Genomic DNA, 22,495 nt, shown 5'->3' with positions numbered 1-22,495 from the left:
GCTTCACCGGGATCCTCCCGTACGCGGCTCGATCGGGCCGGGCGCGACCAGGTTCTGGATGTAGCTGTCGAACCAGCGGCCGTTCCCCAGGGTGTTGGTGAAGACCCGGATGTACGGCGCCATCAGCTTCACGCTGCGGTCGAGGCTCTTCTGGTTGCGCTCCAGGAGCTTGACCACCGAGTTCAGGTTGGCGAGGGCGGGCCCGATCTCCTTCTTGTTGTCCTCGACCAGGCCGGAGAGCTGGATACCCAGGGCGACCGAGCTCTTGAGCAGCGCGCGGATGACCTTGCGCCGCTTGTCGATCTCCCGGAACAGCTTGTCGCCGTCCTTGACCAGCTTGCTGAATTCGTCGGTCCGCTCGGCGAGCACGCCGGTCACGCCGTTGGCGTTGTCGAGGAGTTCGCGCAGCGCCTTGTCGCGCGATGCCACGGTCTTGGAGATCCGGGAGAGGCCCTTGATGGACGCTTTGACCTCGGCCGGTGAGTCCTCGAAGGTGGTGGAGATGGTGTCCAGGGCCTTGGCCAGCTGATCCGTGTCGACCTGCTCGGTGGTCTCGGTCAGATCGCTGAAGGCCTCCACCACGTCGTACGCCGGTGTGGTGCGGCTCAGCGGGATCTCGCTGCCCGGCTCCAACTGGCCCGGGCCCTTCGGCTCGAGGGACAGGTACTTCGCGCCCAGGATCGTCTTGATCCGGATGGACGCGCCGGTCCTGGTGCCGAAGGCCGGTTCGCCCTTGAGCCGGAAGGTGACCTTGACGTGGTCGCCGTCCAGATCGACCTCGTCGACCTTGCCGACCTTCACCCCGGCGATCCGGACCTCGTCGCCGGACTTGAGCCCGCCCGACTCGGAGAACGCGGCGCTGTACTCCTCGCCGTCCCCGATCAGCGGGAGCCGGTCGGCGTTGAAGGCCGCGGCGATGAGCGCCACGATCACGGTGAGACCGATGGCGCCGATGACCACGGGATTGCGTTCACGGAAAGGGATCATCCGCCGCACCTCGCCCGGGCGACATGGAGTTCGGGTGTGATCACTTCATTGGTCTTCGGCAGCACGATGCGGCCGTCGAAGTCGCACAGATAGAAGTTGAACCAGGAGCCGTAGGACGCGGTGCCGGTCAACTTGTTCAGCTTGTTCGGCAGTCGCTTCAGGACGCCCTCCACGGTCTTCTCGTTCTCCTTCAGCGTTCCGGCGACGTCCCTCAGCTCGGCGATGTCGTTCTTCAACGGCGGCCGGGCGTCCTTGAGCAGGCCCGATGTGGCCTCCGTGAGGCCGTTGATGCCCGCGAGGGAGTCACCGATGGGCTTGCGGTCGGCGGAGAGTCCGGAGATCAGCCGCTGGAGCTGCCCGATGAGATCGGAGAAGCGGGTGCTCCGCTTGTTCACGGTCTTCAGGACGGTGTTGAGGTTGTCGATCACCGAGCCGATCAGCTTGTCCCGGTCGGCGAGGGTGGAGGTGAGCGAGGCGGTGTGCGCGAGCAGGCTGTTGACCGTGCCGCCCTCGCCCTGGAGCGTCTTGATGATCTCGGTGGCCAGCTGGTTCACGTCCTTCGGGCTCAACGCGGCGAACAGCGGCTTGAATCCGTTCAGGAGCGCGTTGAGATCGAGGGCCGGTTCGGTACGCGAGAGCGGGATCCGGCCGCCGGGCTTGAGCCGGGTCCCGTTGCCCGCGCCCTCCGTCAGCGCGATGTACCGCTGCCCGACCAGGGACCGGTAGCGGATGACGGCACCGGTGCTGGTGAACAGCGGCCGGTCGCGGGAGACGCTGAAGCTGACCTCGGCCTGCGTGCGCTTGTGGATGCGGATGGACTCCACCTCGCCGACCCGTACCCCCGCGACCCGGATGTCATCGCCCTCTTCCAGGCTCGTGACATCGCTGAACACCGCCGTGTACGTGTCCTTGGGCGCGAAGGAGACATTGACGATGGTGGCGGCGAGCACTGCGGTGGCCAGGACGGTCGCCACGGTGAACAGGCCGAGCTTGATCAGCTGCGGGGCCGTCGACATGGCGTTCCGCGCAAGGGTCTTCGTGCTCATGTGACGTTCACCGCCGTTCCCCGAGCCATCGGACCGAAGAGCAGCGTCGCGACCGCGGGTACCTCGTCGGCGGGCACGCCCATGACCGGGGACACCAGCGAGCCGACGGCACGCTGCTCGGCCGCCGTGCCGGAGAGGGCGCTGCCCGCCCCGCCCTTGCCGGAACCACCGAAGGTGTTCTTCGTGCCGTCGTTGAGGTGGATCGGTGGCGCGGGCACGTTCGGGTGCGGCAGCCCGTGGCAGTTGGGGCCGGAGCGTTCGGCATAGCGCGGTTCCTCGCCGGGTTGGTAAGCGGGGCGTGGGCGTACGAACTCGAGGGTGATGCGCATCTTCCCGCCCCGGTAGGTCTCCTCGGAGGCCTTGTTCTGCCGCACCAGACCGGCGAGCAGACAGGGGTACTCGGGGGAGTAGCGCTCGAAGAGATCCAGCGTCGGACGGGACACCCGGCCCAGGGTGATGAGCCGGTCGGAGTTCTCGGCGAGCACCCCGTCCGTGGTCTTCGCGGCGGTGGCGGTCCAGGCCAGGGCCGAGGCGAGCTGGTCCTGCTTCTCGACCAGGGTGCGGCTGGTGGTGACGGTGTTGTCGAGCATCCGCAGCAGGTCGGGGGCGGCGTCCGCGTACACCTCGGCCACATCGGCGAAGCGGGAGATGCTCTCCTTGATGGACGGCATGTGCGGGTTGAGCTTGCGGAGATAGCCCTCCACGCGGACGAGGTTGTCGCCGATCTCGTCGCCGCGGCCTTCGAGCGCGGTGGCGAACGCGGACAGGGTGGCGTTCAGCTTGGCGGGCTGCACCGTGCGAAGCAGCGGAAGCAGGTCGTTCATCAGGCGCTGGAGCTCGATGCCGACCTTGGTGCGGTCCTGGGTGATGACGTCACCGGCGGAAATGGGCCGGGAGGACGGATTCTTGGGGGTGACCAGCTGGACGTACTTCTCGCCGAAGAGGGTCTTGGGCAGCAGCCGGGCGTGCACGTCGGACGGGATGAGGGCGACGTGTTCCGGCTTGAGCGCGAGGTCGAGCGTCGCCTTCCGGCCGTCGGCGTGCACCTCGCGGACCTCGCCGACGAGCAGGCCGCGCAGTTTGACGTCGGCGCGCGGCTCCAGCTGGTTGCCGATGGTGTTCGCCTGGAGGGTGATCCGGACGACCGGGGTGAACACCTGCTGGTAGATGGCGACGGTCAGGGAAAGCAGCAGCGCGATCACGATGAGGAAGACCACGCCGTACAGCCGTAGTTGGGTGGTACGGGGCAGGGCCCGGGACAGAGTCGGTATGCGCATGTGGCCCTACCCCGCTATCCGTACGGTCGTGTTGGCGCCCCAGATCGCCAGGCTGAGGAAGAAGTCGAGGATGTTGATGGCGACGATGGAGGTACGCACCCCGCGGCCGACCGCGACGCCGACCCCGGCGGGGCCGCCGCTCGCGTGGTAGCCGTAGTAGCAGTGCACCAGGATGATCACGACGGCGAAGACGATCACCTTGCCGAAGGACCACAACACGTCCACCGGTGGCAGATATTGCTGGAAGTAGTGGTCGTACGTTCCGGCGGACTGCCCGTAGTACCCGGTGGTGATGGTCCGGGCCGCGAGGTACGAGGAGAGCAGCCCGACCACGTACAGCGGGATCACCGCGACGAACCCGGCGATCATCCGGGTGGTGACCAGGAACGGCAGCGACGGGACGCCCATCACCTCGAGAGCGTCGGTCTCCTCGCTGATCCGCATCGCGCCGAGCTGGGCGGTGAACCCGGCGCCGACGGTCGCGGACAGTGCGAGCCCGGCCACCAGGGGGGCGATCTCACGGGTGTTGAAGTACGCGGAGAGGAACGCCACGAAGTTGGACGTGCCGAGCTGGTTGAGCGCGGCGTACCCCTGGAGGCCGACCTCGGTGCCGGTGAAGAAGGAGAGGAAGGCGATGACGCCGACGGTGCCGCCGACGACGGCGAGCGCGCCGCGGCCGAAGCTCACCTCGGCGAGCAGCCGGAAGACTTCCTTCTTGTAGCGGCGCAGAGTGCGGCCGGTCCAGGCGATCGAGCGCCCGTAGAACGACATCTGGCGGCCGAGCTCTTCGAGTTGTCGCCCGGTGCCGCCGAGTGGGTTGAGCCGGTTGAGCCGGGTGAGCCGGCCGGGCCGGTTCGGCAGAGCCATCGCTATCCCCTCTGCGGAACGAGTTGGAAGTAGACGGCCGTCAGCACGAAGTTGGTCACGAAGAGCAACATGAAGGTGATGACCACGGACTGGTTCACCGCGTCGCCGACGCCCTTCGGCCCGCCCTTGGCGGTCAGCCCCTTGTACGAGGCGACGATCGCGGCGATGGCGCCGAAGACCAGTGCTTTGAGTTCGGCCGCCCATAGGTCGGAAAGCTGGGCGAGCGTGGTGAAGGAGGCCAGGTACGCGCCGGGCGTCCCGTTCTGGAGCACCACGTTGAAGAAATAGCCACCCGCGACGCCGACCACCGAGACCAGGCCGTTGAGCAGCACCGCCACGAGCATCGTGGCGAGCACCCGGGGCACGACGAGGCGGTGGATCGGGTCGATGCCGAGCACCTGCATCGCGTCGATCTCCTCGCGGATCTTGCGCGCCCCGAGGTCCGCGCAGATCGCGGTGCCTCCGGCCCCGGCGATGAGCAGGGCCGTGACGATGGGGGACGCCTCCCGCAGGACCGCGAGGACGGAGGCGGCGCCGGAGAACGACTGGGCGCCGAGCTGCCGGGTCAGGCCGCCGATCTGCAGCGCGATGACGGCGCCGAAGGGGATGGAGACCAGGGCGGTGGGCAGGATCGTGACGCTGGCCACGAACCAGGCCTGCTGGATGAACTCCCGTACCTGGAACGGCCGTCGGGGCAGGGTACGGATGACGTCCAGGGCCATCGCGAAGAGGCTGCCGGAGTGCCGGAGCGCTCCTTTCGGGGACAGGCTCATGCGTCCGCCCCCGCCGTTTTGTGCAGTTCCGCCTCGCGGGCGGCGATCGCTTCCCAGCGGGGCGGCCGGGTCACGCCCGGACCGGGGAGCAGCCGCGGGGTGACGCCCGCCCCGGAGGCGCCCTTGCCGCCCTTCGGGCCGCGGTGGTCCCCGGCGTCGAGCTGGGCGAGTTCCTGCTCGACCTGGGCGGCGTCCTTCTCCTCCGCCATGCCGATCGGCCCCTGCATGCGGCCGTTGAGGAACTGCCGTACGACCGGTTCGTCACTGGCGAGCAGCTCTTCGCGCGGGCCGAACATCACCAGCTCGCGCCGGAAGAGCAGCCCGATGTTGTCCGGCACCTGCCGGGCGGAGGCGATGTCGTGCGTGACGATCAGGAAGGTCGCGTCGATCTGCGCGTTCAGATCCACGATGAGCTGATTGAGATACGCGACGCGGACCGGGTCGAGCCCCGAGTCGGGCTCGTCGAACAGGATGATCTCCGGGTCGAGCACCAGGGCGCGCGCGAGTCCGGCCCGCTTGCGCATACCGCCGGAGATCTCGCCGGGCAGTTTCTCCTCGGCGCCGATCAGACCGACCATGTCCATCTTTTCCAGGACGATCCGTCTGACTTCGCTCTCCGATTTACGGGTGTGCTCGCGCAGCGGGAAGGCGATGTTGTCGTACAGGTTCATCGACCCGAAGAGGGCGCCGTCCTGGAACAGCACGCCGAAGAGCTTGCGCACCTCGTACAGCTCGCGTTCGCGGAGCCGTGTGACGTCCTGACCGGCGATCGTGATCGAACCCCGCTCCGGCTTCAGAAGGCCGACGAGCGTCTTGAGAAACACCGATTTGCCCGTACCCGACGGGCCGAGAAGGACCGATACCTCACCGGCGGGCAGTGTCAGCGATACGTCCTGCCAAATGACCTGGTGACCGAAGGATTTGGTCAACCCTTCCACGCAGATCTCGACACCCATCCGGTTCACCCTTCAGCGGGGAGCAGCTCCGACACCTGCTCTACGCGGCAGGTCGGCCCGTCCGTCGCGGAAAAGTGAAGATTTTTTACGGGGCCGAAACCGGGCTGTTCACGGGCAGGCGAGTGGAGGTGCCGGAGGCGTCCGGGACGGGAGCGTCGGGTGTTCCGGGGGCCTCGGGCACGGTCGTGGTGGGTGCCTCGGGCTTCGGGGCGGCCGGTACGCGTCCATCGGATAGGCCGGATGTGCCAGGTACGCCAGGTACATCGGATGCGTCGGGCAGGCGCGGCACCTGAGGCACATCGGGTACGCCCACGCCGGGCACGGCCACCTCGGGCACGTTCACCTCAGGCACGTCCACATCCGGCACGGACACCTCGGGCAGCATCGTGAGGACCCCGGACGGCGCGGCCCGCTGCCACGCGGGCATCCGGCCCCCGGCGGGCGAGTGGGCCGGAGTGCGGTCGTCCTCGGCGGGGTCGGCCTGGTCCGAGACCACCCCCGGGCCCACCGGCTCCGAGGTGACCCCCTGTGGTGGCTGCCCCGAGCGATCCGGCTCGTGCACGAAGGGAAAGACGAGCCCCACCACGGCGAGCGTCGCCGCCGTGGAGGCGACGGCCGCGGCCTGCACGTTCCCGCCCGTCTGCGTCGACCGGCCGCGCCCGCACAGCCACAGGACCAGCCCGAGCGTTCCGGCCAGCGAGTTGCGCAGCGTGCGCCGGGCCCGGGCGAGCAGCGACTCGACGGCCTCGTAGCTGAGTCCCATCTCCTGGGCGACCTGACCGACATCCCGGTCCTCGGCCTTGAGCCGGAGCGCCTCGGCCTGGCGGGCGGGCAGCTCCTCGCTGCGGAACGCCAGCCACTTGGCCTCCGCCCGGTCGCACACCACCTCGTCGACGGGGGCCGGGCGCGGGGCGACGAGCCGCGGGATGCGGCGTACCTCGGCCTCCCGGTTGACCTGCCGGTACCGGTCGATGCACAGGCGCATGGTGACCGTCGTCAGCCAGGCGCCGAGGCGCGGGTCGTCGAGGTCGAGGCGCGGGTTCTCGACGGCGCGCAGCATCGCCTCCTGGACCGCGTCCTCGGCGTCCTCGGCGCTCAGTGATCTCCGGCGCGCCACCTTGAGCAGCTGCTCGCGATGGCTCCACAGGTGCTCCCACCGGGCATGTATGTCCGTCTCCATGAGGGCCCCTTTACGCTCGCACCGGACTGCACGGCGGCGGCGACATTACCGCCCGGTATCCGGAGTTGTGGAGGGGTGCACCGGGAGTGAGTCCGAACCGTTGCGGCCGAGCCGTCCCTGGTGAGCGGCCCGAGAGCGGCTCATATCCGCGCATGCGGGGCCGGAACCCCGGCGTTACGCTCGCAAGTGGGCGTCCCCGCGCCCGTTCCCGTTCGAAATCCAGGCTGAGCAGCAGTTGCCGAGGAGTGGTGGCTGTGGTCGGCAACACCATCGAGTTCACCGAAGAGCGGGCCCTGTGCGGTCGCGTCGTGGACGGGCTGCGCTACCAGGAGGAGAACGGGGCGGGGCTGCTCATCGACGAGGTGACCTACGCATGCGGGTGCCGTCGCAGCCGTCATGAGTTCCACGACGGCAGTGTGCGCGTCACGGCTGTCCACCACGACGGCAAGGTCCTCCAGGACGAACACAGCGCCGAGCACGAGGCGTGAACCCGAGCACGAGGCAGGGACATGGCCGCTTCCTATGACGTCGTGGTGATCGGTGGCGGCGGCGCCGGGCTGCGTGCGGCCATCGCCGTCGCGGAGACCGATCCCCGGCTGAGCGTGGCGGTCGTCTCCAAGGTCTATCCGATGCGCAGCCATACGGTGTCGGCGGAGGGCGGGGCCGCCGCGGTCCCCCCGACCGCCCGCGAGTCCGGGAGCGCCGGGAGCGCCGGGAGCGCCGGGGCAGCCGGGACCGCCGGGGAGGCGGGAGAAGCCGACACCCTGGACGAGCACGCGTCGGACACCGTCTCCGGCGGGGACTGGCTGTGCGACCAGGACGCCGTCGAGGCCTTCGTGCGCGAGGCCCCGCGCGAACTGCTCCGGCTCGAGCACTGGGGCTGCCCGTGGAGCCGCCGCCCGGACGGGCGGATCGCGGTCCGGGCCTTCGGCGGCATGAAGAAGAAGCGCACCTGGTACGCGGCCGACAAGACCGGCTTCCACCTCCTGCACACGCTGTTCCAGACCGCGCTCTCGTACCGCGACATCGTCAGGTACGACGAGTGGTTCGTCAGCACCCTCCTGGTCGACGACGGGAAGGTACGCGGCGCGGTCGCCGTCGAGCTGGCCACCGGCCGGGTCGAGACCATCACCGCGAGCGCCGTCATCATGTGCACGGGCGGCTGCGGCCGCGTCTACCCGTTCACCACCAACGCCAATATCAAGACCGGCGACGGCATGGCCCTGGCCCAGCGGGCGGGAGCGCCTCTGAAGGACATGGAGTTCGTCCAGTACCACCCCACCGGTCTGCCCTTCACCGGGATCCTGATCACGGAGGCCGCACGCGCCGAGGGCGGCAGGCTGCTCAACAAGGACGGCTACCGCTATCTCCAGGACTACGACCTCGGCAGGCCCGAAGAGGGACCGGTCCTGCGCAGCATGGAACTGGGGCCGCGGGACCGCCTGTCGCAGGCGTTCGTGCACGAACTCGACAAGGGCAGGACCGTCTCCACGCCGCACGGCCCGGTCGTCCACCTGGACCTGCGGCATCTCGGCGCCGAACTCATCGACGCGAACATCCCGTTCGTACGGGAGTTGTGCCTGAAGTACCAGAACATCGACCCGGTCAAGGAGTTGGTCCCGGTGCGGCCGGTCGTCCATTACATGATGGGCGGCATCCACACCGACATCGACGGCGCCACCGGGCTCGACGGCCTGTACGCGGCGGGTGAGGTGGCCTGCGTCAGCATCAACGGCGCCAACCGGCTCGGCTCCAACTCCCTCCCGGAATGCCTGGTGTTCGGCGCCCGGGCGGGTCGGGCCGCCGCCGAGTACGCCCGTGCGGCGGCGGGTTCCGGCGGCCCTGGTGCCGCGGTCCTCGCCCAGGCCGAGGACGAGCACCGGAGGCTTACGGACGTGGCCGACGCCCACGCGACCGGCCGGGAACGCATCGCGGACATCCGTACCGACATGCAGAACGTGATGGAGAACGGTGCCGGGATCTACCGCGACCGCGGCTCCCTGACCGAGGCGGTCGGGAAGCTGTCGCAGCTGCGGGAGCGGTTCGGCCGTGCGGCCGTCGACGACTGCAGCCGTACGTTCAACACCGAGCTGGTCGCCCTGCTCGAACTGGGCTGCATGCTCGACGTGGCCGAGAGCATCGTCCTCAGCGCACTGCGCCGCGAGGAGTCGCGCGGCGCGCACCAGCGCACCGACTTCCCCGCCCGGGACGACCAGCGGTATCTGACCCATTCGCTCGTCCATCGCGAGCCCGACGGCACCGCGCGGGTGGAGTACGCGCCGGTGACCATCACCCGCTGGACCCCCGGGGAACGCGTCTACGGGAGGTAGCCATGGCAGAAGGCGAAGGCGACATGGACCGCGCCACGGAACGCGCCACGGATGACCGGATCACGCTCCAGGTCGCCCGCTACCGGCCGGAGCAGGAGACCGAACCGACCTGGCAGTCGTACGAGGTGCCGCTGCGCAAGGAATGGACGGTCCTCGACGGGCTCAACCACATCAAGGACACCATCGACGGCACCCTGTCCTACCGCTGGTCCTGCCGCATGGGCATCTGCGGCAGCTGCGGCATGACCGTCAACGGCGAGCCCCAGCTGACCTGTGCGGCCTTCCTGACCGATGCCGCGCCCGGCCCCGTACGCGTCGAACCGCTGGCGAACTTCCCCGTCATCCGCGATCTCGTCGTGGAGATCGGTGACTTCATGGACAAGCTGACGGAGGTGAAGCCGTGGCTCGTCCGCCCCGATGAGCCCCCTGAAGACGTGGAGTTTCTGCAGACGCCGGAGGAGAGGGACGCGTACAAGCAGTACAGCATGTGCATCAACTGCATGCTCTGCTACGCCGCTTGCCCGGTGTACGGACTCGACCCCGACTTCCTCGGCCCGGCGGCCATCGCCCTCGCGCAGCGCTACAACCTCGACTCGCGCGACGAGGGCGCGGCCGACCGGCGGGACGTCCTGAGCGCCGCCGAGGGCGTCTGGGCCTGCACCCTGGTCGGCGAGTGCACCACCGCCTGCCCCAAGGACGTGGACCCGGCCGGTGCCATCCAGCGCTACAAGCTCACGGAGGCCACCCGGTCGCTGAAGGAACTCCTCTGGCCGAGGGGGGCGCGATGAGCCGGAGTCAGATGTACGTCAGGCCGGTCCCCACCCTCTGGTGGCTGCGGCGACGCGCGTATCTGGTGTTCGTCCTGCGGGAGTTGAGCAGTGTCTTCATCGCGTGGTTCGTGGTGTACCTGCTCCTGCTGGCGGGGGCGGTCGCCGGGGGGCCAGCGGAGTACGAGCGGTTCCAGGAGTGGAGCGGCCACTGGTGGGTGGTCCTGGTGAATGTGATCGCCCTGCTCTTCGTCCTCCTGCACACCGTCACCTGGTTCGGCCTGGCGCCTCGGGCCATGGTGGTACGGCTGCGCGGCCGCCGGGTACGGCCGCGCTCGATCGTGGCCCTGCACTACGCGCTGTGGGCGCTGCTTTCGGCGGCCACGGCCTGGCTGATCCTGAGCGGGTAGCGCGATGAGAAGGCGTACGACGCGGTGAGCGCGATGAGAAGGCGTACGAGAAGAAGCTCCTCGGAGCCGCTGCTGTGGCTCCTGTTCAGCGCGGGCGGTATGGCCGCCGCGCTCCTGGTTCCGGTCCTGCTGTTCCTGTTCGGGGTGGCCTTCCCGCTGGGCTGGTTCGCGTTCCCCGACCACGCGCATCTGCTCGCGGTGCTGCGACACCCGCTCACGCGCGTGATCCTGTTCGGCCTGTGCGTGCTGTGCCTCTTCCACTGGGCCCATCGCTTCCGCTACACGCTCTACGACGGCCTCCAGCTGAAGGCACACGCCAAGGTGATCAGCCTCTTCTGTTACGGGGGTGCGGTCGTGGGGACGATCGCGGCGGGCGTCGTGCTGTTCTCTGTCTGATGGCATGCGGCAGCGGGCCCTGGAGGAACAGAATCCGCCGGGGCCCGCTGCCGCAGGATGCGTACGACCAGTGGCCGGTGTCAGTCCGTACCGGACTCCATAGCCGCCCGGTCGAGGGCCGCGTCCTCCTCCGTGAGCCCGCCGCGCGAGGCGATCGCCTCGGAGCCGCCGCGGTCCATGGCGCCGATGAGACCGGTCGCGGCCGCCTGCGCGGCGCCGATGGCCTTCGGGTGGGCGGGGCCGACCATGCCCAGACCCACGTACTGCTCGAGCCGGGACCGCGAGTCCGCGATGTCCAGGTTCCGCATGGTGAGCTGGCCGATCCGGTCCACCGGGCCGAACGCCGAGTCCTCGGTCCGCTCCATGGAGAGCTTGTCCGGGTGGTAGCTGAACTCCGGGCCCGTGGTGTCGAGGATCGAATAGTCCTCGCCGCGCCGCAGCCGCAGCGTCACCTCGCCGGTGACGGCCGCGCCGACCCAGCGCTGCAGCGACTCGCGGATCATCAGCGCCTGCGGGTCCAGCCAGCGGCCCTCGTACATCAGCCGGCCGAGCCGTCGGCCCTCGTTGTGGTACGCGGCCAGGGTGTCCTCGTTGTGGATCGCGTTGACGAGCCGCTCGTAGACGATGTGCAGGAGCGCCATCCCGGGCGCCTCGTAGATGCCGCGGCTCTTGGCCTCGATGATCCGGTTCTCGATCTGGTCGGACATGCCCAGACCGTGCCGCCCGCCGATCGCGTTGGCCTCCATGACGAGGTCGACCGCGGACGCGAACTCCTTGCCGTTGATGCTGACCGGGCGGCCCTGGTCGAAGCCGACCGTGACGTCCTCGGTGTCGATCTGGACCTCCGGGTCCCAGAACCGCACGCCCATGATCGGCTCGACCGTCTCGACCCCGGTGTCCAGGTGCTCCAGGGTCTTGGCCTCGTGCGTGGCGCCCCAGATGTTGGCGTCCGTGGAGTACGCCTTCTCCGTCGAGTCCCGGTACGGCAGGCCGTGCGCGAGCATCCACTCGGACAGCTCCTTGCGGCCGCCGAGCTCCGTGACGAAGTCCGCGTCCAGCCAGGGCTTGTAGATCCGCAGGTGCGGGTTGGCGAGCAGCCCGTACCGGTAGAAGCGCTCGATGTCGTTGCCCTTGAACGTGGAGCCGTCGCCCCAGATCTGCACCCCGTCCTCGAGCATCGCGCGCACCAGGAGCGTTCCGGTCACGGCACGGCCGAGCGGCGTGGTGTTGAAGTACGGGCGCCCGCCCGACTTGATGTGGAACGCGCCGCACGCGAGCGCCGCAAGGCCTTCCTCGACCAGCGCGGCACGGCAGTCCACGAGCCGACTGATCTCGGCGCCGTACTGGGTGGCACGGCCGGGCACGGACGCGATGTCGGGCTCGTCGTACTGACCGATGTCGGCGGTGTACGTGCACGGGACGGCGCCCTTGTCGCGCATCCAGGCGACGGCGACCGAGGTGTCGAGCCCGCCGGAGAAGGCAATGCCGACGCGCTCGCCGGTGGGGAGGGAGGTGAGAACCTTGGACATAGCAAGACTATGCATCATCCTGCATGATCATGCAACACCTGCTGCTCGCGGGGGTCTCATGAGGTCTCGCGTGGCTTTCATAGGTCTCGCAGTGATCTCGCAGGGGCCGGACGGCTTCGTTTCACCTCGCGTCGGCGTAGCACCGCACCACCGCCGTACTGAACGGAATCTGCACGGGCGTCTCCCCGAACACGATCCGCAGAGCGTGCCGGGACGCCCGCCCGATGGCCTCGACCACCGCCTCGGCCTCCTCGGCCGGACAGTGCACGATCACCTCGTCGTGCTGGAAGAAGACCAGCTCGGCCGCCAGGTCCGCGGTCTCCTGGCGGAGCGCGGCGAGCAGTACGAGGGCCCAGTCGGAGGCGCTGCCCTGGACCACGAAGTTGCGCGTGAAGCGGCCGCGGGCACGGGAGTTGGTGGACGCGTACCCCGGCACCCACTCCTCGGCCGCCCTCTCCGCCCCTTCCGTCTCCTCAGCCCCCTCCGGCCGGGCCTCCGTCTCGTCCGACGGAATCCCGGCCTCCTCCAGCCCCTCGGCTGCCCCGACCGCAGGTGGGCAGGTACGCCCCAGCCAGGTGCGCACCAGACGCCCCTCCTCGCCCGCCCGCGCCGCGTCGTCGACGTACGCCACCGCGCGCGGGAAGCGGCGGCGGAGCAGTGCCAGGTTCTTCAGGCCGTCGCCCGAGGTCTGTCCGTAGACCGCGCCGAGGACCGCGAGCTTGGCCAGGTCACGGTCGCCCGCGAACGCCCGGTCCGAGACCGCCTGGTAGAGGTCCCCCGGGCGCGCCGCCACCTCCATCAGGCCCGGGTCGCGGGAGATCGCGGCGAGCACCCGCGGCTCCATCTGGTCCGCGTCCGCGACCACCAGGCGCCAGCCGGGGTCCGCGACCACCGCGCGGCGGATGACCTTGGGGATCTGCAGGGCCCCGCCGCCGTTGGTCACCCAGCGGCCGGTGACCGTGCCGCCCGGCAGGTACTCCGGGCGGAACCGGCCGTCCCGCACCCAGTCCTGGAGCCAGGACCAGCCGTGGGCGACCCAGATCCGGTAGAGCCGCTTGTACTCGAGCAGCGGGGCCACGGCCGGGTGGTCGATGCCCTCGATCTCCCACCGCCGGGTGGACCGGATCCTGATCCCGGCCTGCGCGAAAGCTCGTATGACATCCGCGGGCAGGTCAGGCCGCACCCGGCGGCCGAATGCCTTGGACACCGCGTCGGCCAGCTCGGCCAGTCGGCGTGGCTCGCCGCCGCCCGCGTACCGCTCGCCGAGCAGTTCGTGAAGGACCTCCTTGTGCACCTCGGCGCTCCACGGCAACCCGGCCGCATTCATCTCGGTCGCCACCAGCATGCCCGCCGACTCGGCGGCCGTGAGCAGCCGCATCCGGCCGGGGTGCGCCGCGTCGTCGTGCCGCCGCAGCTGATCGGCGTACACCTGGACAAGCCCCTCAAGCGGTACGTGCACCGGCCCCGGCTCGAACAACGAGTCCTGCGCACCCGGTTCGGCGGCCCGCTGCGGCGGATCGGGCGGTACGGGACGCTGCCGCAGCCGGGCCCACGCGGCCGCCGCCGAACGGGGCTCGACGAGCCGCCCCTCGTGCCCGAGCAGCAACTGCTCCGCGGCCTCGATGTCGTAACACCGCGCCACCCGAACTCCGGCGCCCAGAAGCCGCGGCCCGAGCTCAGCGGTGGACCGCCACACCCACCGATACACCTCGGGCCGCGCCCGCACGGCCGCCACGAGGTCCGGTACCTCGACGGCAGCCCCCACCGGCCGCCCGTCCCCGCCCAGCGGGACGAGCAGCCCACCGTCACCGCCGCCCTCGCCGGGCGCCACGAGCCAGCGTTCGCTCACGCGTACGAGTCTGGCAGCCGCCACTGACAACGCGTCCGCTCGTCGTCGGCGCGCCGAATTTCGCCCCAGCCCCGCCCCTTCCCGTAAGCCTGACGGCGCTTCGGGGGCTCCGCCCCCGGACCCCGCTCCTCAAACGCCGGAGGGCTTGATTTGGGACTGCCCGGGTGGGTGGGCATCAGCCCTTCAGCCCGTCCGGCGTTTGAGGACGAGCGCGTTCAGCGCGATGAGGGGGTCTGGGGGCGGAGCCCCCAGTTTCGGGAAGGGGCGGGGCTGGGGAAAGGCACCGGCGAGCCGAGCAGCGATCACGGAAACGACGGCGGGCCGCAGCCCCCCGAAGGAGGCCACGGCCCGCCGTGACAAGACCCGCTGAGTCGCGCTGAGTTCCGCTGAGCCGGTCCCGCCGGGGGTCAGCCCTGCGGCATATCCGTCGGCAGATCCGTGGGCAGCTCCATGCCGCCCTTGTCGGACTTCTTGAACTCGTCCGTGCCGACGCCTTCCCACTCCACCGTCATGGAGGTCGAGTCGGCCGACTTGACCTGGCCCGACTCGCGCTTGCCGCCGCCCTGGCACTTCAGGTTGAGCATCTGCGTGCCCCCGTCCTCACCGGCCGTGCCGGTGCAGGAGACGCCGCCGGTCTCGGCGAGCGCGACCACCTTGCCGCCGCCGTGGACGACCAGGGAGACGGGCTTGCCGCCGTTCATCGCGATCCAGACGCCGTCCAGGCTGCCCGCGGTGCCCGTGTCGCCGCCGGTGGCGCCACTGTCGTCGCTGGGCGTCTCCTCGCCGCCGCCGGTCGAACCGGCCGAGGTCGAGTTCTCCGAGTCGCCGCCCCGGTCCTTCTTGCCGCTGTCCATGCTGCACCCGGTCAGGGCGAGCGCGCCCGCGGCGACCGCGGCGATGGCACAGATGCGTACGTGCTTGAGCACGGTGAAATCCCCCTATGTGGCTGGACTTGGCGTCTCGTCTGGGTCCGACGCCTTGGCCCCGGACGGGACGCCCGGGCCCGGCGGGTCAAGCTACCAGGGCCAGGGCGGACCTGGTCGACTCGCCGCCTGCCAGGAGTGCCCGACTCATCGCTTACCAGGACGACTTACGGACCCCGGGCAGGTACCCCGCATGCGCCTGCCCGCGCAGGTTCACCCGGGAGAGGCCGAAGGCGCGCAGGTATCCACGGGGACGCCCGTCGACGCTGTCCCGGTTCCGTACCCGGGTCGCGCTGGCGTCCCGCGGCTGCTTGCGCAACTCGGCCTGGGCGGCGAGGCGTTCCGCCTCCGGCGTGGACGGCCTGCGGATGATCTCCTTCAGTTCGGCGCGCCGCTCGGCGTATCGGGCGACGATCTCCTGTCGCCGGTCATTGCGTGCGATCTTGCTCTTCTTCGCCATCAGACCTTCACCCCGCGCGCACGGATCCGGGCCACGGCGGCCTCGACGCCGATGGTGTCGACGGTCTTGATGCCCTTGGCGCTGAGCGTCAGGCGGACGTGGCGGCCCTCGCTCTCCAGCCAGTACCGCTTGCGCTGGATGTTCGGGTCGAAACGGCGCGAACTGCGCCGGTGCGAATGGGAGATGGTCTTGCCGAAGCCGGGTTGCCGGCCGGTCAGCATGCAGTGCGCGGACAAGGTGGCGTACCTCTCTCTTCCGATCCCGGAGATCGTGTTGGTAATGGAAACCGTTTCCAATTACTCTAGCGGACATGGCCCGCAACGAACTACGTCCCGTGATCAAGCTCAGGTCCACCGCAGGCACCGGCTACACGTACGTCACCCGCAAGAACCGCCGTAACGACCCGGACCGGATGGTCCTGCGCAAGTTCGACCCGAGGGTCGGGCGGCATGTCGACTTCAAGGAGGAGCGCTGATGCGCGAGGGCATCCACCCCCCGTACGGCCCGGTGGTCTTCCGGGACCGCGCCGCGGACTTCGCCTTCCTCACCCGCTCGACCGCGACGAGCGACCGGACGATCGAGTGGGAGGACGGCAACTCCTACCCCGTGATCGACGTCGAGATCTCCAGCGCGAGCCACCCCTTCTACACCGGCACCGCGCGCGTCCTCGACACCGCGGGGCGGGTGGAGCGCTTCGAGCGCCGGTACGGCAGTCGCGCCACCGGCAGCGGTAAGGCCAGCGGCAGCGGCGAGGACCGCTGATGGAGCGGCAGAGGCTGTCCGTCGCCCTGGTGGGCGGGCTGCACGCGGACGCCCGCAAGGCCGCCGTCGAGCGGCTGCTCGCCACCGTGCCGGGCAGCGTCGCGCTCCACCACGACCTGGCAACCGCCACACAGGGCACGGTCGTTCGCACCGTCCGCGACACCACCGGGGTGCTCTCCACCGGCGAGGCGGAGCTGGTCAACGACTGCGCGTGCTGCGCGCTGCGCGAGGACCTGGTGCCGGAGCTGGAGCGGCTCGCGGACGCCGGTCTTACCCGGCTCGCGGTCGTGGAGCTGTGGGACTCCGTGGAGCCCAAGGCGATGGCCGAGGTGGTCGCCGCGGGTGGCCTCGACGTGACCGGGGTCATCACCGCGGTCGACCCGGCGCTGCTGCTTCCGTATCTCGGCAACGGCGATGACCTGATGGACGCCGGGCTCGCCGCCGCCACCACCGACCAGCGCACCGTCGCCGACACCTGGGCGCGCCAGCTGGAGTACGCCCCCGTGCTCGCCGTCGTCGAGAACGATGAGGCCGACGACGAGGACCGGGCCCTGCTCGCCCAGCTGCACCCCACCGCCCGCCAAGTGTCCGTGGAACACGGCGACCTGGGTGCCGCCGCACTCGCCGGGTTCGACGTCGAGGCGGCCGCCGCCGCACAGCACCCGGCCTGTGCCCTGCTCCCGCAGGAAGCGGACGAGGCCGGGGTGGCGACGTACGTCTGGCACGCCCGCCGCCCGTTCCACCCCGAGCGGCTCTACCAGGCACTGGAGGACCTGACCTGCGCCGCCGCGCGCAGCCGGGGCCGGTTCTGGCTGGCCGACCACCCGGACACGCTGCTCGCCTGGGACGCGGCCGGGGGCGCGCTCTGTGTCGAGAACGCGGGGCCCTGGCTCGCCTCGCTGCCGGACGCCGCCTGGGAGCTCGTGCCGCCGGTGCGCCGCGCGGCCGCCGCGCTCGACTGGCACCCCGAGCACGGGGACTGCTGCCAGCACTTGGTCTTCACCTCGCCGGGCCTGGACCGCGAGGGGCTGCAACAGGTCCTCGAGTCCTGCCTGTTGACCGATGCCGAATACGCCGCGGGGCGGGACGCCTGGAAGCAGCTGCCGCCCGCCTTCGACACCCTCCTGGAGGTCTGACCCCTATGTCCCCGCGCAAGCTCGACCGCAAGCCGGTCAAGTCCCGCCCCAATCCGCTGGACCAGGCGGGCATCACGTACATCGATTACAAGGACACCGACCTGCTGCGGAAGTTCATCTCCGACCGGGGCAAGATCCGGAGCCGCCGGGTCACCCGCGTGACGAAGCAGCAGCAGCGGCAGCTGGCCGCCGCGATCAAGAACGCGCGCGAGATGGCGCTGCTCCCGTATTCCAGCGCGCGGTGAGGCGCCGCCCTCGGGCACCGCTCGGCGCTTAGGCAGGAGATCCCCTTGCATCGCGTATCGCATTTCGCGTACCGCGGATCGCGTAGGGGATCTCCTGCATGAGTATGGGGCGGCTTTCCTCGCACCCATTCGTTTCCGGTCGCACTGTCGGCCGGTTCGCGTCGTAACGCTGTAACCACGGGAACACCCGCCGTATGCACGTGCATCTGCCCATGCATTCGCAAGTGAACACAGCTATGATCCGGGTCAGTTGACCGCGCTCATCAGTCACTGCGTTACCCGGGAGCTACTGTGCACCACGCATACAACGGCATGGCGGCCACAGAGCTTCGTGGGGTCGTCTGGCAGAAGAGCAGGCACAGCAATTCACAGGGTTCCTGCGTGGAGTTCGCGAAGCTGCCGGGCGGTGAGGTCGCCGTGCGGAACTCCCGCTTCCCGGACGGTCCCGCCCTCGTCTACACGCGCGCCGAGATCGAGGCGATGCTCCTCGGCATGAAGGACGGCGAGTTCGACCATCTGATAGCGGGTGCCTGACCGTCATTCGCGGGCGCCTGACCGTCATCCCGGGCGCCTGACTCTCATCGCGCGGCGCCCGACCGTCACCGCCACTGCCGCTGTCACCGTCACGGCGCCGGGCGGAGCCGGAACAGCGCCCACACCACCTTGCCGGTGAGCGTGCCCGCCAGCGGGTGCCAGCCCCAGCTGTCGCTGAACGAGTCCACCAGGAACAGTCCCCGTCCCGACTCCGCGGAGCAGTCGGCGAACGCCGCGATGCCGGCGAGCTCGGGCAGGTCAGCGAGCTCGGCACACCCGTCGAGCGCCTTGTCCTGTCTGACGACGTCCTGTCTGACGACCGGGCTGCGCTCGCTGGGATCCCGGACCGCGCACACGAAGTGCGTGGGCCAGCGCATCAGATGGAGCCGGACCGGCGCCGCCGCGGCGTCGTCACCGTCGGCGGCTCGCGGCGTGTTGGCCGGCAAGCCGTGCCGCAGCGCGTTGGTGACGAGTTCGGAGACGACGAGCGCGATGTCGTCGAAGTGCTCGTCGAGGTGCCAGTCGCCCAGGGTGCGCCGGGTGAACTCCCGTGCCGCGCGGACCGCTTCGTAGCGCGCGGTCAGGGCGCGGGAGGCGGTGTGCGAGGCGGTCGCGGGGTCGTTGGGGAGAAGGCCCTGCCGTAACGGCTCGAGCATGGTTGATCCTTTTGTCCCCATGCGAGGCACTCCCGGGTTTCGCGGCTTGCAGCCAGTAGCGATGTTGCGGTGGTGCGCGTGCCCATGGTTGCCAATGCGCAGTGCGGATGCAAGGGCAGATGCACGTGCACGCGCCGGAGTTGGACGTTCCCGTACCGTTTCTTGCTCATATCTTCCGGCGGATACTTTCGTGCTTGTTCTGTGAGAGGACTGTTTCCGTAATCGTTCGAGTACGGGGTGGAGCGTTTTAATGGCAGACTTCGGTTCGGGGAGCGGAAGGACCGGGCGACGGGGAGGATCGGGAGGGTTGTCCAGGTGACCGCAGGAGAGTCAAGCGGCTCGGTGGTGCGGCGCATCCTGCTCGGATCGCAGCTGAGGCGACTCCGTGAGGCCCGTGGCATCACCCGTGAGCAGGCCGGTTACTCGATCCGTGCCTCCGAATCGAAGATCAGCCGCATGGAGTTGGGACGGGTGAGCTTCAAGGCGCGGGATGTCGAGGACCTTCTCACCCTGTACGGCGTGACGGCGGAAGCGGAGCGCGGCCCGCTCCTCGACCTCGCCAAGGAGGCCAACCTCGCGGGCTGGTGGCACAGTTATTCGGACGTTCTTCCCGGCTGGTTCCAGACATACGTGGGTCTGGAGGGCGCCGCCTCGCTCATCCGGGTCTACGAAGTCCAGTTCGTGCACGGCCTGTTGCAGACCCCGGCGTACGCGCACGCGGTGGTCGCACGCGGCGCCCCGAATCTGAGCAGCGCCGAGACCGAGCGGCGGGTCGCGCTCCGTCTGGAGCGGCAGAAGGTGCTCGTCTCGGAGCGCTCCACACGCTTCCACTGTGTGCTCGACGAGGCCGCGCTGCGCCGCCCGTATGGCGACCGGGCCGTGATGCGTGGGCAGTTGGAGCACCTGATCGAGGTCTCGGAGCGGCCGAACGTGACGCTCCAGGTGATGCCGTTCAGCTTCGGCGGCCACGCCGGAGAGTCCGGCTCCTTCGCTCTGCTCCGCTTCCCGGAGTCCGACCTCTCGGACATCGTCTATCTGGAACAGCTGACCAGTGCTCTGTATCTCGACAAGCGCGAAGAGGTGCAGCAGTACGAGCGCGCCATGGAGCGCCTGGTGCAGGACAGCCCGGGCCCCGAGGAAACCCGGGAGTTGCTCCGTGGTCTACTCCAACTTTCCTGAAACACAAGTACGATGACGTGGCATCAGGAACTCGGGCGGTACGAGTTCAAGGCACAGTTCGCGGCAAACGACGGCGCGCACGCGCCCGCGGTAAGGGGTCGTATGTCCTTCTTCACCGACCTGGCCCATCAGTACATCGACGGCGAGTGGCGGACCGGCAGCGGCTCGTGGGACATCATCGATTTCAACCCGTACAACGGCGAGAAGCTCGCGTCCCTGACGGTGGCCACCCGTTTCGAGGTCGATGAGGCCTACCGCGCGGCCGAGCGCACACAGAAGTCCTGGGCGCAGCAGAGCCCGTACGCGCGACGAGCGGTCCTTGAGCGGGCGCTGCGCGTCACGGAGCAGATCGAGGGCGACATCGTCGAGGCGATCATCGACGAGCTGGGCGGCACCCGCCTCAAGGCGGAGTACGAGGTGCACCTCGCCAAGGAGTTCCTGCGCGAGGCGATCGAGTTGGCCACCCGGCCCGAGGGGCGGATCTTCCCGTCCACGGTGGACGGCAAGGAAAACCGCCTCTACCGCCTTCCGGTGGGCGTGGTCGGCGTGATCAGTCCGTTCAACTTCCCGTTCCTGGTGACGCTCAAGTCCGTCGCCCCGGCGCTCGCGCTCGGCAACGGCGTCGTGATCAAGCCGAATCAGAACACCCCGGTGGTCGGCGGCGGTCTGATCGCCAAGATCTTCGAGGACGCGGGTCTGCCTCCCGGGCTGCTCAACGTCCTGGTCACGGACATCGCGGAGATCGGTGACGCGCTCATAGAGCACCCGGTGCCGAAGGTGATCTCGTTCGCGGGCTCCGACCGGGTCGGCCGCCATGTCGGTGCCGTGACGGCCAGTCACTTCAAGCGTTCCATCCTGGAGTTGAGCGGGAACAGCGCGCTCGTCGTGCTCGACGACGCCGATGTGGACTACGCGGTGGACGCGGCGCTCTTCAGCCGCTTCTGCTACCAGGGCCAGGTCTGCATGGCCGCCAACCGGATCCTGGTGGACGAGTCCCTGCTCGACGCCTTCACCAAGCAGTTCGTGGACCGGGTGCGGGACCTGAGGACGGGCGACCCGCGCGACCCGGACACCCAGATCGGCCCGGTGATCAACGCCTTCCAGGCGGACGCCCTGACCACCCTGGTCGACCAGGCGCTCGCGGAGGGCGCCACGGCCCTGGTGCGGGGCCGCACGATCGGCAACCTGGTCGAGCCGACGGTCCTGACCGGCCTGCCGGACGACTCACCGATCCTGCGCCAGGAGATCTTCGGGCCGGTGGCGCTCCTCGTGCCGTTCCGCGACGAGGAGCACGCGGTACGCCTCGCCAATGACACTCCGTACGGCCTGAGCGGCGCCGTGCACACCGCCGACCTGGAGCGCGGGGTGAACTTCGCGCGCCGGATCGAGACCGGGATGGTGCACGTCAACGACGGCACGGTGCACGACGAGCCGTTCGTCGCCTTCGGCGGCGAGAAGCTCTCCGGCCTCGGCCGCCTGAACGGCGACGCGACCGTGGACGCCTTCACGACCCAGAAGTGGATCTCGGTCCAGCACGGCCGAAGCCAGTTCCCGTTCTGATCTCCCTCTGAAGTGCCGGGCACTTGCGGACAGAAGCTGACCGCAAGTGCCCATAGCGTCGTTCGTACGAAGTCCAACCGGTGGTTACGACGACGGAAGGCGGCACCAGGCCATGCCCAAGCACATTTCCCTCGAGGCCCACGACGACGAGTGCGGCGCCCTGCTCGCCTTTCTCGACGAGGCGCGCGGCGGTATCCGCAGGTCGCTGTTCGGCCTGAGCGAGGCCGAGGCGGCCAAGAAGCCGAGCGCGAGCGAACTCTCCCTGGGCGGCCTGCTCAAGCACGTGGCCGAGGTCGAGCAGGGCTGGGTGGCCCATGCCAAGGGTGAGCCGCCCGCGGTGGCCCGGGACGAGAGCAACTGGCACGAGTGCTACGCCCTGGTCGGCGACGAGACGGTGCCGCAGCAGCTCGCGTACTGGGAGCAAGTGGCCCACGTGACCGAGGAGTTCATCCGCTCGGCGCCGAGCCTGGACGACACGTTCGCGCTGCCCCGGGCGCCCTGGTTCCCCGACGGGGAGCGGGTCTCGCTGCGCTGGCTGCTCCTGCACCTGATCCGTGAGGTGAACCGGCACGCCGGGCACGCGGACATCATCCGCGAGTCCCTGGATGGGAAGACCGCCTTCGGTCTGGTCGACGAGGCGGAGGGCGCTGACGCAGTCAAAGTTGACTAGACT

26 protein-coding genes are annotated in these 22,495 nt (G+C 69.6%); 13 read left to right on the top strand and 13 right to left on the bottom strand.

From position 1 onward, the window contains the following. Window positions 1-3 precede the first annotated feature (3 nt). The 7 genes from ACWD10_RS23180 to ACWD10_RS23150 all read right to left on the bottom strand — a co-directional run bounded on the left by ACWD10_RS23180 (window position 4) and on the right by ACWD10_RS23150 (window position 7,086). On the bottom strand, window positions 4-987 hold the full coding sequence (locus tag ACWD10_RS23180; protein ID WP_451093912.1) for an MCE family protein: 984 nt from the start codon (window positions 985-987) through the stop codon (window positions 4-6). Further along, window positions 984-2,033, bottom strand: coding sequence for an MCE family protein (locus ACWD10_RS23175; RefSeq protein ID WP_451093910.1), 1,050 nt, complete (start codon window positions 2,031-2,033; stop codon window positions 984-986). The genes ACWD10_RS23180 and ACWD10_RS23175 overlap by 4 nt, the downstream gene beginning before the upstream one ends. After that, entirely contained in the window at window positions 2,030-3,310 is a 1,281-nt protein-coding gene (locus tag ACWD10_RS23170) for an MCE family protein (protein ID WP_451093908.1), read from the bottom strand. The genes ACWD10_RS23175 and ACWD10_RS23170 overlap by 4 nt, the downstream gene beginning before the upstream one ends. 6 nt (window positions 3,311-3,316) lie before the next feature. Next, entirely contained in the window at window positions 3,317-4,081 is a 765-nt protein-coding gene (locus ACWD10_RS23165; RefSeq protein ID WP_451094016.1) for an ABC transporter permease, read from the bottom strand. A 98-nt stretch (window positions 4,082-4,179) separates the two neighbouring features. Beyond that, entirely contained in the window at window positions 4,180-4,950 is a 771-nt protein-coding gene (locus ACWD10_RS23160; RefSeq protein WP_451093906.1) for an MlaE family ABC transporter permease, read from the bottom strand. After that, a complete protein-coding gene (locus ACWD10_RS23155; protein ID WP_451093904.1) occupies window positions 4,947-5,906 on the bottom strand; it encodes an ABC transporter ATP-binding protein in 960 nt (319 codons plus the stop codon). The genes ACWD10_RS23160 and ACWD10_RS23155 overlap by 4 nt, the downstream gene beginning before the upstream one ends. 85 nt (window positions 5,907-5,991) lie before the next feature. Continuing rightward, the gene (locus ACWD10_RS23150) at window positions 5,992-7,086 is read right to left on the bottom strand and encodes a sigma-70 family RNA polymerase sigma factor (protein ID WP_451093902.1); all 1,095 of its coding nucleotides are present in this window, start codon (window positions 7,084-7,086) and stop codon (window positions 5,992-5,994) included. Between the two features lie 254 nt (window positions 7,087-7,340). Between ACWD10_RS23150 and ACWD10_RS23145 the strand changes: the two genes are divergently transcribed. From ACWD10_RS23145 to frdD, 5 genes are read left to right on the top strand one after another with little or no spacing between them, the layout of a single operon-like run. After that, window positions 7,341-7,574, top strand: coding sequence for a hypothetical protein (locus ACWD10_RS23145; RefSeq protein ID WP_451093900.1), 234 nt, complete (start codon window positions 7,341-7,343; stop codon window positions 7,572-7,574). Window positions 7,575-7,595: 21 nt separating this feature from the next. Beyond that, window positions 7,596-9,416, top strand: coding sequence for an FAD-binding protein (locus tag ACWD10_RS23140; RefSeq protein WP_451093898.1), 1,821 nt, complete (start codon window positions 7,596-7,598; stop codon window positions 9,414-9,416). A 2-nt stretch (window positions 9,417-9,418) separates the two neighbouring features. Next, on the top strand, window positions 9,419-10,204 hold the full coding sequence (sdhB, locus tag ACWD10_RS23135; protein ID WP_451093896.1) for a succinate dehydrogenase iron-sulfur subunit: 786 nt from the start codon (window positions 9,419-9,421) through the stop codon (window positions 10,202-10,204). Beyond that, window positions 10,201-10,593, top strand: coding sequence for a hypothetical protein (locus ACWD10_RS23130; protein ID WP_451093894.1), 393 nt, complete (start codon window positions 10,201-10,203; stop codon window positions 10,591-10,593). Before sdhB ends, ACWD10_RS23130 begins: the two co-directional genes overlap by 4 nt. 33 nt (window positions 10,594-10,626) lie before the next feature. Further along, a complete protein-coding gene (gene frdD / locus ACWD10_RS23125; RefSeq protein WP_451094014.1) occupies window positions 10,627-10,989 on the top strand; it encodes a fumarate reductase subunit FrdD in 363 nt (120 codons plus the stop codon). Window positions 10,990-11,069: 80 nt separating this feature from the next. Here the strand turns inward: frdD and argG are convergent, their stop codons facing one another. The 5 genes from argG to rpmB all read right to left on the bottom strand — a co-directional run bounded on the left by argG (window position 11,070) and on the right by rpmB (window position 15,986). Further along, window positions 11,070-12,518, bottom strand: a complete 1,449-nt coding sequence (gene argG / locus ACWD10_RS23120) for an argininosuccinate synthase (RefSeq protein ID WP_451093892.1) — start codon at window positions 12,516-12,518, stop codon at window positions 11,070-11,072. A 121-nt stretch (window positions 12,519-12,639) separates the two neighbouring features. Next, window positions 12,640-14,367, bottom strand: coding sequence for a bifunctional 3'-5' exonuclease/DNA polymerase (locus tag ACWD10_RS23115; protein ID WP_451093890.1), 1,728 nt, complete (start codon window positions 14,365-14,367; stop codon window positions 12,640-12,642). A gap of 407 nt (window positions 14,368-14,774) precedes the next feature. Next, window positions 14,775-15,293 (bottom strand): hypothetical protein, encoded by a 519-nt coding sequence (locus ACWD10_RS23110; RefSeq protein WP_451093888.1) that lies wholly within the window; start codon window positions 15,291-15,293, stop codon window positions 14,775-14,777. A 151-nt stretch (window positions 15,294-15,444) separates the two neighbouring features. Next, the gene (gene rpsN, locus ACWD10_RS23105) at window positions 15,445-15,750 is read right to left on the bottom strand and encodes a 30S ribosomal protein S14 (RefSeq protein ID WP_451093886.1); all 306 of its coding nucleotides are present in this window, start codon (window positions 15,748-15,750) and stop codon (window positions 15,445-15,447) included. Continuing rightward, window positions 15,750-15,986, bottom strand: a complete 237-nt coding sequence (gene rpmB / locus ACWD10_RS23100) for a 50S ribosomal protein L28 (RefSeq protein WP_451093884.1) — start codon at window positions 15,984-15,986, stop codon at window positions 15,750-15,752. Before rpmB ends, rpsN begins: the two co-directional genes overlap by 1 nt. A 74-nt stretch (window positions 15,987-16,060) precedes the next feature. Between rpmB and rpmG the strand changes: the two genes are divergently transcribed. From rpmG to ACWD10_RS23075, 5 genes are all read left to right on the top strand, one after another. Then, window positions 16,061-16,225, top strand: a complete 165-nt coding sequence (gene rpmG, locus ACWD10_RS23095) for a 50S ribosomal protein L33 (protein WP_411056941.1) — start codon at window positions 16,061-16,063, stop codon at window positions 16,223-16,225. Then, window positions 16,225-16,512, top strand: a complete 288-nt coding sequence (locus ACWD10_RS23090; protein ID WP_451093882.1) for a type B 50S ribosomal protein L31 — start codon at window positions 16,225-16,227, stop codon at window positions 16,510-16,512. The genes rpmG and ACWD10_RS23090 overlap by 1 nt, the downstream gene beginning before the upstream one ends. Next, a complete protein-coding gene (locus ACWD10_RS23085) occupies window positions 16,512-17,648 on the top strand; it encodes a CobW family GTP-binding protein (protein WP_451093881.1) in 1,137 nt (378 codons plus the stop codon). The genes ACWD10_RS23090 and ACWD10_RS23085 overlap by 1 nt, the downstream gene beginning before the upstream one ends. A 5-nt stretch (window positions 17,649-17,653) precedes the next feature. After that, window positions 17,654-17,893: a 30S ribosomal protein S18 gene (rpsR, locus tag ACWD10_RS23080; protein ID WP_451093879.1), complete on the top strand. Its 240-nt coding sequence runs from the start codon at window positions 17,654-17,656 to the stop codon at window positions 17,891-17,893. 291 nt (window positions 17,894-18,184) lie between these two features. Then, entirely contained in the window at window positions 18,185-18,427 is a 243-nt protein-coding gene (locus ACWD10_RS23075) for a DUF397 domain-containing protein (protein ID WP_451093877.1), read from the top strand. 89 nt (window positions 18,428-18,516) lie between these two features. Here ACWD10_RS23075 and ACWD10_RS23070 read toward each other — a convergent pair whose 3' ends face one another. Next, window positions 18,517-19,083, bottom strand: a complete 567-nt coding sequence (locus ACWD10_RS23070; protein WP_451093875.1) for an ATP-binding protein — start codon at window positions 19,081-19,083, stop codon at window positions 18,517-18,519. A 315-nt stretch (window positions 19,084-19,398) separates the two neighbouring features. Between ACWD10_RS23070 and ACWD10_RS23065 the strand changes: the two genes are divergently transcribed. The 3 genes from ACWD10_RS23065 (at window position 19,399) to ACWD10_RS23055 (ending at window position 22,492) form a co-directional block, all read left to right on the top strand. Next, window positions 19,399-20,262 carry a helix-turn-helix domain-containing protein gene (locus tag ACWD10_RS23065; protein ID WP_451093873.1) on the top strand — a complete coding sequence of 288 codons (864 nt, stop codon included), beginning with the start codon at window positions 19,399-19,401 and terminating at the stop codon, window positions 20,260-20,262. Window positions 20,263-20,364: 102 nt separating this feature from the next. Continuing rightward, window positions 20,365-21,822, top strand: a complete 1,458-nt coding sequence (locus ACWD10_RS23060) for an aldehyde dehydrogenase family protein (RefSeq protein ID WP_451094012.1) — start codon at window positions 20,365-20,367, stop codon at window positions 21,820-21,822. Between the two features lie 112 nt (window positions 21,823-21,934). Further along, window positions 21,935-22,492 carry a DinB family protein gene (locus ACWD10_RS23055; RefSeq protein WP_451093871.1) on the top strand — a complete coding sequence of 186 codons (558 nt, stop codon included), beginning with the start codon at window positions 21,935-21,937 and terminating at the stop codon, window positions 22,490-22,492. Window positions 22,493-22,495 lie beyond the last annotated feature (3 nt).

The organism is Streptomyces sp. NPDC002851 (assembly GCF_053591935.1).
Note: the sequence above shows the minus strand (reverse complement) of the source record. Positions and strands in the feature narration are given on the sequence as shown.

What these genes read in the sequence shown, in the direction of transcription:
- ACWD10_RS23085 (WP_451093881.1), top strand. Translation starts at nt 16,512, where the DNA reads ATGGAGCGGCAGAGGCTGTCCGTCGCCCTGGTGGGCGGGCTGCACGCG.
- argG (WP_451093892.1), bottom strand. Translation starts at nt 12,518, where the DNA reads ATGTCCAAGGTTCTCACCTCCCTCCCCACCGGCGAGCGCGTCGGCATT.
- ACWD10_RS23055 (WP_451093871.1), top strand. Translation starts at nt 21,935, where the DNA reads ATGCCCAAGCACATTTCCCTCGAGGCCCACGACGACGAGTGCGGCGCC.
- ACWD10_RS23150 (WP_451093902.1), bottom strand. Translation starts at nt 7,086, where the DNA reads ATGGAGACGGACATACATGCCCGGTGGGAGCACCTGTGGAGCCATCGC.
- ACWD10_RS23090 (WP_451093882.1), top strand. Translation starts at nt 16,225, where the DNA reads ATGCGCGAGGGCATCCACCCCCCGTACGGCCCGGTGGTCTTCCGGGAC.
- frdD (WP_451094014.1), top strand. Translation starts at nt 10,627, where the DNA reads ATGAGAAGGCGTACGAGAAGAAGCTCCTCGGAGCCGCTGCTGTGGCTC.
- ACWD10_RS23130 (WP_451093894.1), top strand. Translation starts at nt 10,201, where the DNA reads ATGAGCCGGAGTCAGATGTACGTCAGGCCGGTCCCCACCCTCTGGTGG.
- ACWD10_RS23070 (WP_451093875.1), bottom strand. Translation starts at nt 19,083, where the DNA reads ATGCTCGAGCCGTTACGGCAGGGCCTTCTCCCCAACGACCCCGCGACC.
- rpmG (WP_411056941.1), top strand. Translation starts at nt 16,061, where the DNA reads ATGGCCCGCAACGAACTACGTCCCGTGATCAAGCTCAGGTCCACCGCA.
- ACWD10_RS23155 (WP_451093904.1), bottom strand. Translation starts at nt 5,906, where the DNA reads ATGGGTGTCGAGATCTGCGTGGAAGGGTTGACCAAATCCTTCGGTCAC.
- ACWD10_RS23170 (WP_451093908.1), bottom strand. Translation starts at nt 3,310, where the DNA reads ATGCGCATACCGACTCTGTCCCGGGCCCTGCCCCGTACCACCCAACTA.
- ACWD10_RS23060 (WP_451094012.1), top strand. Translation starts at nt 20,365, where the DNA reads ATGTCCTTCTTCACCGACCTGGCCCATCAGTACATCGACGGCGAGTGG.
- ACWD10_RS23175 (WP_451093910.1), bottom strand. Translation starts at nt 2,033, where the DNA reads ATGAGCACGAAGACCCTTGCGCGGAACGCCATGTCGACGGCCCCGCAG.
- ACWD10_RS23140 (WP_451093898.1), top strand. Translation starts at nt 7,596, where the DNA reads ATGGCCGCTTCCTATGACGTCGTGGTGATCGGTGGCGGCGGCGCCGGG.
- rpsN (WP_451093886.1), bottom strand. Translation starts at nt 15,750, where the DNA reads ATGGCGAAGAAGAGCAAGATCGCACGCAATGACCGGCGACAGGAGATC.
- sdhB (WP_451093896.1), top strand. Translation starts at nt 9,419, where the DNA reads ATGGCAGAAGGCGAAGGCGACATGGACCGCGCCACGGAACGCGCCACG.
- ACWD10_RS23165 (WP_451094016.1), bottom strand. Translation starts at nt 4,081, where the DNA reads ATGTCGTTCTACGGGCGCTCGATCGCCTGGACCGGCCGCACTCTGCGC.
- rpsR (WP_451093879.1), top strand. Translation starts at nt 17,654, where the DNA reads ATGTCCCCGCGCAAGCTCGACCGCAAGCCGGTCAAGTCCCGCCCCAAT.
- ACWD10_RS23180 (WP_451093912.1), bottom strand. Translation starts at nt 987, where the DNA reads ATGATCCCTTTCCGTGAACGCAATCCCGTGGTCATCGGCGCCATCGGT.
- ACWD10_RS23160 (WP_451093906.1), bottom strand. Translation starts at nt 4,950, where the DNA reads ATGAGCCTGTCCCCGAAAGGAGCGCTCCGGCACTCCGGCAGCCTCTTC.